The organism is Rhodococcus sp. W8901 (assembly GCF_013348805.1).
In the GTDB taxonomy this organism is placed as follows: Bacteria; Actinomycetota; Actinomycetes; order Mycobacteriales; family Mycobacteriaceae; genus Prescottella.
In genome coordinates this window covers 2,706,256-2,719,093 of the sequence record NZ_CP054690.1, presented here as the reverse complement: position 1 = coordinate 2,719,093, position 12,838 = coordinate 2,706,256, and the positions used below count along the sequence as shown (strand labels likewise).

General features: G+C 69.5%; 12 protein-coding genes. 6 read left to right on the top strand and 6 right to left on the bottom strand.

Annotation, left to right across the window (positions count from 1 at the left end):
• Positions 1–28 precede the first annotated feature (28 nt).
• Positions 29–1,279: a saccharopine dehydrogenase family protein gene (locus tag HUN07_RS12845; protein WP_174910061.1), complete on the top strand. Its 1,251-nt coding sequence runs from the start codon at positions 29–31 to the stop codon at positions 1,277–1,279.
• Positions 1,280–1,282: 3 nt separating this feature from the next.
• Here the strand turns inward: HUN07_RS12845 and HUN07_RS12840 are convergent, their stop codons facing one another.
• Together HUN07_RS12840 and HUN07_RS12835 are read right to left on the bottom strand one after the other, a co-directional pair.
• Positions 1,283–2,158 carry a class II glutamine amidotransferase gene (locus tag HUN07_RS12840; RefSeq protein WP_114723045.1) on the bottom strand — a complete coding sequence of 292 codons (876 nt, stop codon included), beginning with the start codon at positions 2,156–2,158 and terminating at the stop codon, positions 1,283–1,285.
• A gap of 79 nt (positions 2,159–2,237) precedes the next feature.
• On the bottom strand, positions 2,238–2,780 hold the full coding sequence (locus tag HUN07_RS12835) for a DinB family protein (protein WP_114723044.1): 543 nt from the start codon (positions 2,778–2,780) through the stop codon (positions 2,238–2,240).
• A 170-nt stretch (positions 2,781–2,950) separates the two neighbouring features.
• Between HUN07_RS12835 and HUN07_RS12830 the strand changes: the two genes are divergently transcribed.
• Complete coding sequence (locus HUN07_RS12830; RefSeq protein WP_254622919.1) at positions 2,951–4,213, top strand: CoA transferase; 1,263 nt, start codon at positions 2,951–2,953, stop codon at positions 4,211–4,213.
• On the opposite strand, the gene HUN07_RS12825 is transcribed toward HUN07_RS12830, so the two are convergent.
• Positions 4,165–4,884: a lysoplasmalogenase gene (locus tag HUN07_RS12825; protein ID WP_174910059.1), complete on the bottom strand. Its 720-nt coding sequence runs from the start codon at positions 4,882–4,884 to the stop codon at positions 4,165–4,167. The two genes, HUN07_RS12830 and HUN07_RS12825, sit on opposite strands and share 49 nt — an antisense overlap.
• A 77-nt stretch (positions 4,885–4,961) precedes the next feature.
• Here HUN07_RS12825 and HUN07_RS27270 point away from each other — a divergent pair, with 77 nt between their 5' ends.
• The 4 genes from HUN07_RS27270 to HUN07_RS12810 all read left to right on the top strand — a co-directional run bounded on the left by HUN07_RS27270 (position 4,962) and on the right by HUN07_RS12810 (position 7,456).
• Positions 4,962–5,096, top strand: coding sequence for a hypothetical protein (locus HUN07_RS27270; RefSeq protein ID WP_302675485.1), 135 nt, complete (start codon positions 4,962–4,964; stop codon positions 5,094–5,096).
• Complete coding sequence (locus HUN07_RS12820; RefSeq protein ID WP_174910057.1) at positions 5,093–6,151, top strand: nucleoside hydrolase; 1,059 nt, start codon at positions 5,093–5,095, stop codon at positions 6,149–6,151. Before HUN07_RS27270 ends, HUN07_RS12820 begins: the two co-directional genes overlap by 4 nt.
• 98 nt (positions 6,152–6,249) lie before the next feature.
• Positions 6,250–6,930, top strand: coding sequence for a ScbR family autoregulator-binding transcription factor (locus HUN07_RS12815; RefSeq protein ID WP_174910055.1), 681 nt, complete (start codon positions 6,250–6,252; stop codon positions 6,928–6,930).
• 88 nt (positions 6,931–7,018) lie between these two features.
• Positions 7,019–7,456 (top strand): VOC family protein, encoded by a 438-nt coding sequence (locus tag HUN07_RS12810; RefSeq protein WP_114723041.1) that lies wholly within the window; start codon positions 7,019–7,021, stop codon positions 7,454–7,456.
• A 73-nt stretch (positions 7,457–7,529) separates the two neighbouring features.
• Here HUN07_RS12810 and meaB read toward each other — a convergent pair whose 3' ends face one another.
• From meaB to mutA, 3 genes are read right to left on the bottom strand one after another with little or no spacing between them, the layout of a single operon-like run.
• A complete protein-coding gene (gene meaB, locus HUN07_RS12805) occupies positions 7,530–8,531 on the bottom strand; it encodes a methylmalonyl Co-A mutase-associated GTPase MeaB (RefSeq protein WP_254622918.1) in 1,002 nt (333 codons plus the stop codon).
• Positions 8,518–10,779 carry a methylmalonyl-CoA mutase gene (gene scpA, locus HUN07_RS12800; protein ID WP_174910051.1) on the bottom strand — a complete coding sequence of 754 codons (2,262 nt, stop codon included), beginning with the start codon at positions 10,777–10,779 and terminating at the stop codon, positions 8,518–8,520. Before scpA ends, meaB begins: the two co-directional genes overlap by 14 nt.
• Positions 10,780–10,793: 14 nt before the next feature.
• On the bottom strand, positions 10,794–12,689 hold the full coding sequence (gene mutA, locus HUN07_RS12795; protein WP_174910049.1) for a methylmalonyl-CoA mutase small subunit: 1,896 nt from the start codon (positions 12,687–12,689) through the stop codon (positions 10,794–10,796).
• Between the last annotated feature and the right edge of the window lie 149 nt (positions 12,690–12,838).

Here is a 12,838-nt window from a genome sequence, read left to right as displayed (position 1 = left end):
ATCATTACCCACGAGTAGGGTCGTCGGCATGACAGCTGCCCCGCGAACCCGCGATCTCGACGTCGTCGTCTACGGAGCCACCGGCTTCGTCGGCAGGCTGGTGGCCGAGTACCTGAGCGAACATGCGCCCGCCCGCACCCGCATCGGGCTGGCCGGCCGCTCGATCGACCGGCTCGAACGGGTTCGCCGCCAGCTGGGACCGGCCGCTGCCGAGTGGCCCCTGCTGCTGGCCGATGCCGGTGACGACGCTTCTCTCCGCGCCCTCGCCGCCGCCACGCACGTCGTCGCGACGACGGTCGGCCCGTACGCCAAGTACGGTCTGCCGCTCGTCCGGGCCTGCGCGGAGGCCGGCACCGACTATGCCGACCTCAGCGGCGAGACCCTCTTCGCGCGCGACAGCATCGACCTGTACCACGACACCGCCCGCGCGAGCGGCGCGCGGATCGTCCACTCGTGCGGCTTCGACTCGATTCCCTCGGACCTGGGCGTCCACGTCCTGCATCGTCAGGTGGAGGCCGACGGCGCCGGAGAGTTGACCGACACGACGCTGGTCGTGACCTCGATGAGCGGGGGTGCCAGCGGCGGCACGATCGACTCGGTCCGCACCCAACTCGACGTCGTCAAACGCGACGCCACCTTGCGGCGCATCGCCGCGGCGCCGTATTCGCTGAGCCCGGACCGCGCGGCCGAACCGGACCTCGGTCGCCAGTCCGACATGGCGGTCGTCCGCGGGTCGGACATCGCGCCCGGGCTGGAGGGCTGGAAGGCACCGTTCTTCATGGCGTCGGCCAACACCCGCGTCGTGCGCCGCACCAACGCCCTCGCCGATTACGCGTACGGCAAGCAGTTCCGCTACCGCGAGGTGATGAACGTCGGGTCGTCGTTCGCGTCACGGGCGATCGCGGGCGCAGTGGCGGTCGGCATGGGCGCGGCCGTGGCCGGGCTACTGTTTCCGCCGACCCGGTGGCTGCTGGATCGGGTACTGCCGAAGCCCGGCGAGGGGCCGAGCGAGAAGGCCCGGCGCAACGGCCACTTCACGATCGATCTGTACGGCGACACGACGACGGGCGCTCGTTACACGGCCCGTGTCGCCGCCGAGGGCGATCCCGGGTACGCGGCGACGGCGGTGATGTTCGGCGAATCAGCCCTGGCGCTGGCGTTGCAGCGCGACGACCTCCCGGACAGGTCCGGTGTGTTGACGCCGGCGACGGCGCTGGGCGACGTGCTGGTGACGCGACTGCGGGACGCCGGATTGGTCATTCGGGCGCAGCGCGCCTGAGGCTCAGGGGCCGCTCGGCGCCTGAGCCGCGGCCGCACGGCCCGTGAGGTCCGACAGGGCCAGCCGGTGTCGCGGCGGCCTGTCGAGCACCATGGTCCTGGTCACCGTCTGATCCGCCGCCACGTGAAGCAACTCGCCCGGACACAGCGACTCCCAGTCCGGATCCTCGTCCATCTGCTCGGTGGCGACCACCACCGCGGGCAGCGACGCGAGGGCCCCGGACCGGGCGCGGACGGTGCCGGCCGTGCTGGCCTGTTCGAGGTGTCGGCGCCCGCTGGACCCGCCGGGTCGGCGCCGCAGGACCAGCAGGTCGTGCGCATCCGGGTACCGGAACGCCCACAACTCGTCCGCAGTCGCGAGCACGAAGTTCAGCGCGAGCATCCGGAGGTTGTCGGCGATCCACCCGGTCGCCGCCGCGATGCCGGCCGCGACGTCACCGCCGTTCTCGTCGATGCGCCGGGTGATCAGCGCGAAGAACCGCTCCGAGTCGGTCTCGCCCCTGACGAGATCGCGGTAGTCACCGAGTTCGGCCTCGAGCTCGGTCAGGTCCTCGATCACCCCGTTGTGCGCGAACAGTCGTCCCTGCTGCTCGAACGGGTGCGTGTTGACGGCGTCGTTCTCTCCGGTCGTGGCGTACCGCACGTGCGCGACGAACGTCTCCGACTCGCGCTCCCTCGCCTCGCGCGCGAACTGCCGGTCCCGGTACGCCGCGAGGGGTTGCTTCTCGACGCGAGGCAAACCGTCCGCGGTGAACGTGCCGAGGCCGGTACCGTCCGGCATGCGCCTGCTCTGCTCCGCGAGGCTGTCCTCGGCGTCGAGCAGCCAGAAGGTGGCGATGACGCGGTGTGGGGCCGCGGACAGTCCGAACAGTCGACACATGGCCGTCGTCCTCCTCGTCTCGAGGCCGGGTTTCGACCAGTATGAACGGGCACACCCGCGCGGCGTGCCCGTTCTCCCGTCAGAACTCCATACCGGCGTCCGCCCCCATCTGCATCGTGGTGTTCGCCCCGTCGAGGGCCTCGCGGATGATGTCCGCGTGACCCGAATGGTGGGCGGTCTCGCGCAGGATGTGCAGCAGCACGCGGCGGGCACTCCACCACTGACGTTCCGGCGCCCACGGAGCGGTGGGCAACGGCACCTGCAGATCGAGGTCGTCGAGCGACGCAACCACCCGCTCGGTCTCCTCCACCGCCGCCCGGTACTCGGCGAGCAACCCGGAGATCGACTCGCCCTCGGCCATGAAATATGTCTCCATCGCGACCTCCATGTCGAACTCCGCGGTCTCGTCCCGTTCGACGATGTTCCGGACCCAGTTCCGCTCCATCCGCGAGACGTGCTTGATCAGGCCCCCGAGCGTCAGATCGCTGACAGTGCTGCGCGCCCGGGCCTGTTCGTCGTCGATGCCGCGGACGGTGATGAGCAGACTGTTGCGCTGGTCCGCAAGCATCGCGAGGATGTCGGCCTTCTCGCCGGCGGTGGGGGTCGTGGAGTTCCCGGTCATGTCTGTCGCCCTTCGGTCGTGTCGGTGAAGCTCGATGAGAACCACGCTACGAGCAATTACGGACAACTACGGTCCGCAATCTTGGGACGCGGCTCAGGAGTCGCCGCTGCCGGGAGACGGCGCCGCGGGTCGCAGCGCCGACGCTCGGCACGGACCGTACGCTCGCGACAGTGACCACCCACTCGGACGAGTATCTGTCCGCACGGCTGCCCGCGCTCGACCTGGCGCACCTGGCGGTGTCCCGGTTCGCCGCCGCGGCCGACGGACTGAGGGCCGCAGTCGGGCTCCCGGTGTCGCCGTACCGACCCGCTCCGGACCGGATCGCAGCGTCGTTCTCCGGGGACAGGATGTTTCGCCGCGACGGGCAGCCGGTGGAGGGGTTCGCCGAGTTGTCAGGATTCTTCGCGACCGCCGACGGCTGGGTCCGCACGCACGCGAATTATCCGCATCACCGGGCGCGCCTGCTCACGGCGCTGGCACTGCCGGACGACACCACTCGCGCGAGCTTCGCCCGCCGGGTCGCGGAGCTGTCGGCCACCGACATCGAGGACACCGCTGCGGCCGCCGGCGCGATCGCGGTGCGCGTGCGCAGCGAACGGGAGTGGGCGTCGTCGGAGCCCGGAATCGCCGCCGCCGCGGGCGATATGGTGGGCGTCCGAGTCCGCCGCGATCACGGCCCGGCCGCCCCGACTGCAACGCCGTCCGCCCCGCTGTCTGGGGTCCGGGTCCTCGACCTGACCCGCGTCATCGCAGGCCCGGTGGCCTCGCGCTCGCTGGCCCTGCTCGGCGCCGACGTCCTCCGGATCGATCCGCCGCAGCTGCCGGAGATCGAATGGCAGCATCTCGAGAACGGGCAGGGGAAGCGCTCGGCGCTGCTCGACCTGCGGAATCCTCAGGGGCTCGCAACCTTTCGGGATCTGGTGTCGGGCGCAGACGTGCTGCTCACCGGTTACCGGCCGGGCGCCATCGAGGCGCTCGTCGGGGACCTCTCGGAGGTTCGTCCGGGCCTGGTCCGGGGCCGCGTCTGCGCGTGGGGGCACGCCGGGCCGTGGGCGGGGCGTCGCGGATTCGACAGCATCGTCCAGGCAGCGTCGGGCATCGCGTTGATCGAGGGCGACGGCCGACCGGGCCCGCTGCCCGCGCAGGTGCTCGACCACGCGTCGGGGTATCTGCTCGCCGCCGGTGTCCTCGACGCCCTGACCGGGCGCCTCGCCGACGGCGCGGGACGGGACATCGACGTCTCCCTCGCGCGCACCGCCTCATCGCTGCTCGACGCCCCCGGACGCCGGGAGGCCGCTCGGGCCGCCCAACTTCCCGGACCGGACACGGTCGTGAGCCACGGCGGAATCACCACGGCACGACCGGTCCTTGCCGGGTTCGACGACTACCCGTTCCCGGCGAGAACGTGGGGTGCCGACGAACCGCGCTGGTGATCGCGGTCCGCCGCCTGCACGCCGAGCACGATCAGCACCTGCGCGGCGATGTAGGTGAGCATCACCCAGAACCCCTCGACCGGCGGAGAAAACCAGTCCGCGAACGCGCCCAGCGCGATCATGCCGTCAGACACCAGGAACAGTGCGCCGCCGACCGCGACCAACCGGTTCACCCCCGCAGCGAGGATGGCCATCGCACCGAGCGCGGAGCCGTAGAGCAGGGCCGGCACCAGCAGCGGGCCGGCGCCGGGCGCGCACGCCAGGACCAGGAACCCGACCGCGACGAGGTACCCGACGGTCGACCAGCGGCGACGACCCCACACCTCCGCGCGCCCGTACGGCGCGAACGCCGCGATGTAGGCCACCTGTGCCAGCAGGAAGAATCCGACCATCAGCAGGAACGAGAGGTCGCCGTCGGCGAGATCGGGAGCGGTGTCGCCCAGCCACGAGAAGCCCAGCGCGACGAGGGTCAGCACGACCAGTCGACTGCGTCCGGGGGCGGCAGACCCGCCCGTCCCGAGCCACAACGCTCCCGCCAGCACCGGCATCAGGAACCACTGGGTGACGTCTGCGACCCGCTCCCGGTCGACCAATTGCGCCGACAGGTGCACGATCGCCAGCAACCCGAATACCACCCACACGAACCGCACCGCACGCTGCCGAGGAATCACGCCGTCATGCTAGGCGGCCGCATCCGGCCGGACACGAGTTTGTCTCGCATCCAACCGGATTCCGCGAGAATGGGGACGTGACCATACACAGCTACGTCCTCGACGTGACCTGGACAGGCGATCATGTGGTCGCCCCCGAGAACTGCTTCATCGCCCGATCCGTCAATTTCCCGGTCCATCACCGGGAAACCGTCACGGCCGGTTCGCGATGACCCCGCCGACCCGACTGATCGTCGACGTCGACACCGGGATCGACGACTCGGTCGCGCTGCTCTATCTGCTGGCACGGGAGGACGCCGACATCGTCGCGGTCCTGTCGACCGCCGGCAATGTCCCGACCGCGCAGGTCGCGGCCAACAACCTGGCGTGGCTGGACCTGTGCGGGCGCCCCGACATCGAGGTCGCGGTCGGCGCCAACGGCCCCCTGAAGATCCCGCTGCGCACCACCGAGGACACCCACGGCCCGCAGGGCATCGGGTACGCGGTCCTGCCGCCGTCCACTCGGGCCCTGTCCGAGCGTTCCGCCGCGCAGGCGTGGATCGAACTCACCCGCGAGAATCCCGGCGAACTGGTCGGGCTCGTGACCGGTCCCCTCACCAATCTGGCGCTCGCGATCCGCGCCGATCCCGAACTCCCCCAGCGGCTCCGGCGGCTGGTCGTGATGGGTGGGGCCTTCCAGCACCCGGGCAACACCACGCCGGTCGCGGAGTGGAACATCTCGGTCGACCCCGAGGCGGCCGCCGAGGTCTTCGCGGCGTTCTCGTCGGTGCCCGAGGACCGTGCCCCGATCGTCTGCGGCCTCGACGTCACCGAGCGGATCGAGCTACGCCCCGACCATCTGCGTCGGCTGGCCGAGCTCGCCGACAGCACACCGGTCGAGCTCATCGGCTCCGACGACGCCCCGGACGCCCGGTCCACGACGTCGAATCCGATCGTGCGACACCTGTCTGACGCGGTGCGCTTCTACTTCCAGTTCCACCGCGACCACGGACAGGGTTTCATCGCGCACATGCACGATCCGTTCGCCGCCGCCGTCGCGCTCGATCCCACGATCGCCCGCTATCGCGCCGCCACGGTGGACGTGGAAACCGAGGGGCGGATCACCCGCGGGCAGACCGTCGCCGACTGGCACGGATTGTGGGGAAGGTCTCCCAACGCGGCGATCACCTGGGAAACCGACGCGGACGCATTTCTCGACGACTTGATCCTCCGTCTCGCCGCCTTCGCACGCACCGTGACACCCCCGGGGAACCGAACCGACCGGTAGCTCGACACTGGTACGGTTTCGTCGATCTGGAAGAGCGTCCAGTCCGCACAGCGACCGTGCGCTCGACCGGATCGTCAAGTCGGGAAAAGGCGGTTCACGTGGTAAGACAGGCACGCGCTGTGGCAACACGGCAACAGATCATCACCGGAGCGGCTCGAATGTTCGAGCAGTCAGGATTCGAAGGAGCGAGCCTCGGCGACATCGTCGACGGGGCGGGAACCACCAAGGGTGCGCTCTACTTCCACTTCCGGTCCAAGGACGAACTCGCGAGGGTCGTCATAGAGGAGCACCATCGAACGTCGATCGACACGGTCGATGCGATCGCAAACACCGGTGCGGGCTCACTGCGACAACTCGTGATGCTGTGTCACGAGATGGCCCGGCAGATAGTGCACGATCCGATCGTCCGCGCGGGCACGCGGCTGACACTCGAGTTCAGCGGAACTGCGGACGCCCCGGCCCAGCCATACATCGATTGGATCGCGAGCGCGCAGAAACTCATCGAGTCGGGCATCGCCCGGGGTGAGATCCGCGGGACCGTCGATCCTCCCACGCTGGCCCGCTTCATGATCGGGTCGTTCACCGGCGTCCAACTCGTATCCCAGGTCCTGGCACGCCGCAGAGACATCGAGCAACGCATCGACGAGATGTGGGGATACCTGCTGCCGAGCATCGCGACCACCCAGGACGCGGCCGAACTCGCCGAGGTCCGCGTCGCGCGGTGGACACCCCCGGCCGAAGCAGTCACGGCAACAGCGGATCCGTCCGTCGACGTCTGAATCAATTCACACACCGCCCGGGCCCCGCATCGTGATCGGCGATGCGGGGCCCGTGCGGATCACACGTATCGGTGCGACACTCCGGGACATGGAACAACACATCCACTTCGTCACCCTCGCGACGCCCGACCTCGACGCGGCGCGCGCGTTCTACTGCGGCGGACTCGGGTGGGAACCGCTGTTGGACGTGCCTGGGGAGATCATCTTCTTCCAGACCGCGCCGGGGATGGTCCTGGGACTGTTCGACGCGGAGAAGTTCCGTGAGGACATCGGCCGGCCCGGTACCCACGTCGCCACATCGGGGATCACGTTCTCGCACAACGTCGCCGGACCGGAAGCGGTCGATGCGCTGGTCGCCGCGGCGGTCCGCGCGGGAGCGTCGTTGATCAAACACCCGCAGCGCGCGGCGTTCGGCGGCTATCACGGACACTTCGCCGACCCCAACGGCGTGATCTGGGAGATCTGCCACAACCCTGGCTGGAGTATCGATTCCGAGGGACGGGTACGGCTGACCACCGACATGTGAGACGGAAACGACGAGGGCTCCACACCGTCGGACGGTGTGGAGCCCTCGTCGTGGTTCCGACTGCGGGACAGCGTTACTCGGCGCCGTCGAATGCCTCGAGGATCCGGTGCGCAGCGAGAGCCGCGGTGAGCGACCCCTCACGAACCTGGTCCTCGACGTCGCCACGAATCTTCTTCACCCGCGCGTTCGAGTCGAGTCGGCGCAACAGCTGGTCGTGCACCATCGACCACGTCCAGTCCACCTGCTGCTGATGCCGCTTACGCTCGAGTTCACCGGCGTCGCCGAGCACCTGGCGGTGCCGGAGCACCTCGTCCCAGAACTTGTCGACGCCGATGTTCTCGAGCGCACTCATCGTCAGCACCGGCGGCTTCCACAACGCGTCGTGCGGATAGATCAACCGGAGTGCACCGGCCAGTTCGCGAGCCGCGACCCGCGCCTCGGTCTCGTGCTTGCCGTCGGCCTTGTTGACGGTGACGATGTCGGCGAGCTCGAGGACACCCTTCTTGATGCCCTGCAACTGGTCACCGGTCCGGGCGAGGGTGAGGAACGTGAACGTGTCGACCATGTTCGCGACCGTCACCTCCGACTGCCCGACACCGACCGTCTCGACGAGAATCACGTCGTAGCCGGCCGCCTCGAGCAGAACCATCGTCTCGCGGGTCGCCTTCGCGACACCGCCGAGGGTGCCCGATGTCGGGGACGGCCGGATGAACGCGTTCGGCTCCACCGACAGGTTCTGCATCCGGGTCTTGTCGCCGAGGATCGAGCCGCCGGTGCGCGTCGAGGACGGGTCGACCGCGAGGACGGCGACCTTGTGCCCCAACGAGATCAGGTGCATCCCGAGCGCTTCGATGGTCGTCGACTTGCCGACACCGGGAACACCCGTGATGCCTACCCGGATCGCGCTTCCGGCGTGCGGGAGCAGGCCCAGCAGCAACTGCTGCGCCTGCTCCCGGTGATCGGCCCGGGTGGACTCGACGAGGGTGATGGCCTTGGACACATCACTTCGCCGGCCCTCCAGGACCGCGTCACCGAGCGCAGCCAGATCGAGCGGCGGACGGCTAGTCGGCGGCAATCGGATCGTGTCCCAACTGCTCCGACAACTTCTGCAACAGACCGATGGCCGCATCCGCCAGGACCGTGCCGGGCGGGAAGATCGCCGCGGCACCGGCCTGGTACAGCTCCTCGAAGTCGCCCGGCGGGATGACGCCGCCGACGACGACCATGATGTCGGGGCGACCCACCGCAGCGAGGGCCTCCCGCAGCGCCGGCACCAGCGTGAGGTGACCGGCGGCGAGGGAGGACACACCGACGATGTGGACGTCGGCGTCGGCCGCCTGCTGGGCGACCTCCTCGGGGGTCTGGAACAGCGGTCCCACGTCGACGTCGAAGCCGAGGTCGGCGAAGCCCGTGGAGATGACCTTCTGGCCGCGGTCGTGGCCGTCCTGGCCCATCTTCGCGACGAGGATGCGGGGACGACGTCCCTCGTCCTCGGCGAACTTCTCGACCAGTTCGATTGCGTTCGAGATGTTGCTCACCTTTCCGGCCTCGTCCCGGTACACACCGCTGATGGTCCGGATCTCGGCCTGGTGGCGCCCGTACACCTTCTCGAGCGCGTCGGAGATCTCGCCGCCGGTCGCCTTGGCGCGGGCGGCGTCGATGGCGAGAGCGAGCAGGTTGTTCTCCATGCCGCCCTCGGTGGACGCCGCGGCGCGGGTGAGCTCCGCGAGAGCCGCCTGGGTGGCGGCCTCGTCACGCTCGGCGCGCAGCTGCTGCAGCTTGGCGATCTGCTCGGCACGCACCTTGGTGTTGTCGACCTTGAGGACCTCGATGCTGTCCGGCTCGTCCGGCACGTACTTGTTGACGCCGACCAGCGGCTGCCGGCCGGAGTCGATGCGGGCCTGGGTGCGGGCCGCGGCCTCCTCGATGCGGAGCTTCGGGATGCCCTCACCGATGGCCTGCGCCATGCCGCCGGCCTCCTCGACCTCGGCGATGTGGGCGCGGGCCCGGTTCGCGAGTTCGTTGGTGAGCCACTCGACGTAGTGCGAGCCACCCCACGGGTCGATCGGACGGACCGTGTTCGACTCCTGCTGGATCAGCAGCTGCGTGTTGCGGGCGATGCGGGCCGAGAAGTCGGTCGGCAGCGCGATCGCCTCGTCGAGCGCGTTGGTGTGGAGCGACTGGGTGTGGCCCTGCGTCGCGGCCATCGCCTCGACACACGTGCGGCCGACGTTGTTGAACACGTCCTGCGCGGTGAGCGACCAGCCGGAGGTCTGCGAGTGGGTACGCAGCGACAACGACTTGGCGTTCTTCGGAGCGAACTTCTCGACCAGCTCGGCCCACAGCAGACGCCCGGCGCGGAGCTTGGCGACCTCCATGAAGAAGTTCATGCCGATCGCCCAGAAGAACGACAGGCGCGGCGCGAACTTGTCGATGTCCATGCCCGCGTCGAGACCGGCGCGGATGTACTCGATGCCGTCGGCGAGCGTGTAGGCCAGCTCCAGGTCGGCGGTCGCACCGGCCTCCTGGATGTGGTAGCCCGAGATGGAGATCGAGTTGAACTTCGGCATCTTCGCCGACGTGTACGCGAAGATGTCGGAGATGATCCGCATCGACGGCTTCGGCGGGTAGATGTAGGTGTTGCGGACCATGAACTCCTTCAGAATGTCGTTCTGAATGGTTCCGGCCAGCTGCTCGGGAGCGACACCCTGCTCCTCGGCCGCCACGACGTACAGCGCCAGGATCGGCAGCACCGCGCCGTTCATGGTCATCGACACCGACACCTGCGACAGGTCGATGCCGTCGAACAGCTGACGCATGTCGAGGATCGAGTCGATCGCCACACCGGCCATGCCGACGTCACCCTGCACGCGCGGGTGATCGGAGTCGTAGCCGCGGTGCGTCGCGAGGTCGAAAGCGACCGACAGGCCCTTCTGACCGGACGCGAGGTTGCGGCGGTAGAACGCGTTCGACTCGGCGGCGGTGGAGAAGCCGGCGTACTGGCGGATGGTCCACGGCTGGTTGACGTACATCGTCGGGTAGGGGCCGCGCAGGAACGGGGCCGCACCCGGGTAGCTGCCCAGCGGGTAGCCGTCGGCCTCGGCGGCGTCCCGGTCGGCCTTGGTGTAGACCGGCTTGACGTCGATGCCCTCGGGCGTCGACCACACCACCTGCTCGGGGGTGTAGTTGTTCGCCGTCGCGAGGTTCTCGATGAGCGCCTCGGTCTGCTCGGAGGTGGGTGCAGCCGGCTTCGGGAACTGCGGGTCCGTCAGCGCGACGTCGGCGAAACTGCCGATGACGTGCTGCACCTCGTTCGTTGTCACTTCGATGCTCCCAGTCACTTGTTGTCGCCGCCGATTGCGTCGAGCAGGCCGGACAGCGCCGTCACTGCATCGATGCGAGCGGTAAGGAATCCGTCGGGACGCTGAGCGCCCTCGACGTCAGCGAAGATCTTCTCGGGACCGGCCAGCAGCACCTGCTCGATGCCGGCCTCCCGCAGTGCGGCCACGGCCGCCGCGCCCTGCTCCGCGTAGCGCTTGTCGGTGCCGCACAGCACCGCGATGCGGGCTCCGGACTCCTTCACCGCCGGTGCGATGCTGCCGTCTCCGGCGTCCAGCGGACCCGGGTTGATCGCCTCGATACCACCGGAGGCCAGGAGGTTGGATGCGAACGTGGACCGTCCGTTGTGCTCGGAGACGGGCCCCAGCGGCGCCAGGAACACCTGAGGCCGTGCGCCGTTCGCCGCGAGGAACGCATCGGAACGATCGCGCAGCGACTCGAACGCCGCGGCGTAGCGGGCCACCGTGGCACCGGCCTCGGCAGCGCCCGCCGGCAGCGGGGCCTCAGCGAGGTTCGGGAACTCGTTGACACCGGTGACGGCGGTCTTGCGGTGCGCGATGTCGGAGTCGCGGGCAGCCTTGGTGGCGGCGATGCGGTCACCGATCACGCCGGAGCCGATCGCCGCGGAGTAGCCGCCGACGGTCTCGATCTGCTGGAAGAACTCCCACGCCTTGGCCGCGATCTCCTCGGTGAGGTCCTCGACGTACCAAGAACCGGCGCCGGGATCGAGCACGCGCCCCAGGTGCGACTCCTCGAGCAGCAGCAGCTGGGTGTTGCGGGCGATGCGCGCCGAGAACGACTTCGACACGCCTGCGGCACCCGCGGGCAGTGCAACGTCGAAGGGCAGCACGGTCACGGAGTCGGCGCCGCCGACACCGGCACCGAACGCGGCGAGCGTCGTGCGGAGCATGTTCACCCACGGATCGCGCTGCGCCATCATCGCGGCGGAGGTGACCGCGTGCTGCACCGCGCCACCGAACTCGGAGGCACCGCACACCTGCGCGACGCGGGCCCACACCTGGCGGCCGGCGCGGAACTTCGCGATGGTCTGGAACTGGTCGTCGGTGGCGGCCAGGCGGAACTCGAGCTGGCCCAGGGCCGCCGAGATCGTCAGACCCGCGTTGGTGAGCGCCCGCAGGTACTCGACGCCGGCCGCGACGGCCGCACCGAGCTCCTCGGCGTCACTCGCACCGGCGTTGTGGAATGCGGTGCCGTCGACGGTGATCGCGCGGATCGACTCGTCGCGGCCGGCCGCGGTCTCGGCGAGCGAGACGGCATCCGACAGCTCGACGCCCGCGGCGCCGGCGAACGCGTCCGTCAGCGGTGACGCACCGAGACCGGCCCGCACCTGGGCGCGGTCGGTGACACCGTCGCCGGCGGTGGCGCGCTGGTCGAGCAGGGCGAAGAGCTGCTGTGCCGCGGCGGCGGTGTCGGCACCGGCGTCCAGCGTGAGCGGCGCCAGATCCAGCAGCACACCGGTGAGCGCGAGGTCGAGCGCGGCGACGGGAAGGTTCTGGCCGCCGAGCGACAGCCGCACGGCGCTGACGCCGTTCTCGAGGCCGTCGAGGATCGCGCGGTTGACCTCGGCGGCGTTCTGCGTGTCCTGACCGAACTGGGCACTGACCAACCAGCCGGCGTTGACGTCGCGGCTGGCATCGGTGCCACGGACGAACGGGAACTGTCCGGGCAGCGGCGACTCGGGAAGCTCGTCACGTCCGGTGTACAACGGCGAGATCGTCACACCGTCGTAGGTGGTCGTCTCGAGAAGCTTCTGCGGTTCCGGGCCCAGCTCGGCGGCGTCCACTCGACGGGACTTGGCGAGCACGCCGGCCACGGCCTGCTGCCACTCCGAGTAGGCGCGCGCGGCGTCCTCGGCCTCTGAAGCTGGTGACACGGGGCGGCTCCCTCTCACTCTCACGTGCGATCGCTCATGGCGACCGGTCTTCCAATCGGGCAAAACAATCCGGCAAACAAATGGGACGATTGTCGTCCTCTGACCTGTGATGCTAACCGCATCCTCGTGGCCGCTGACGTGAGGACCAC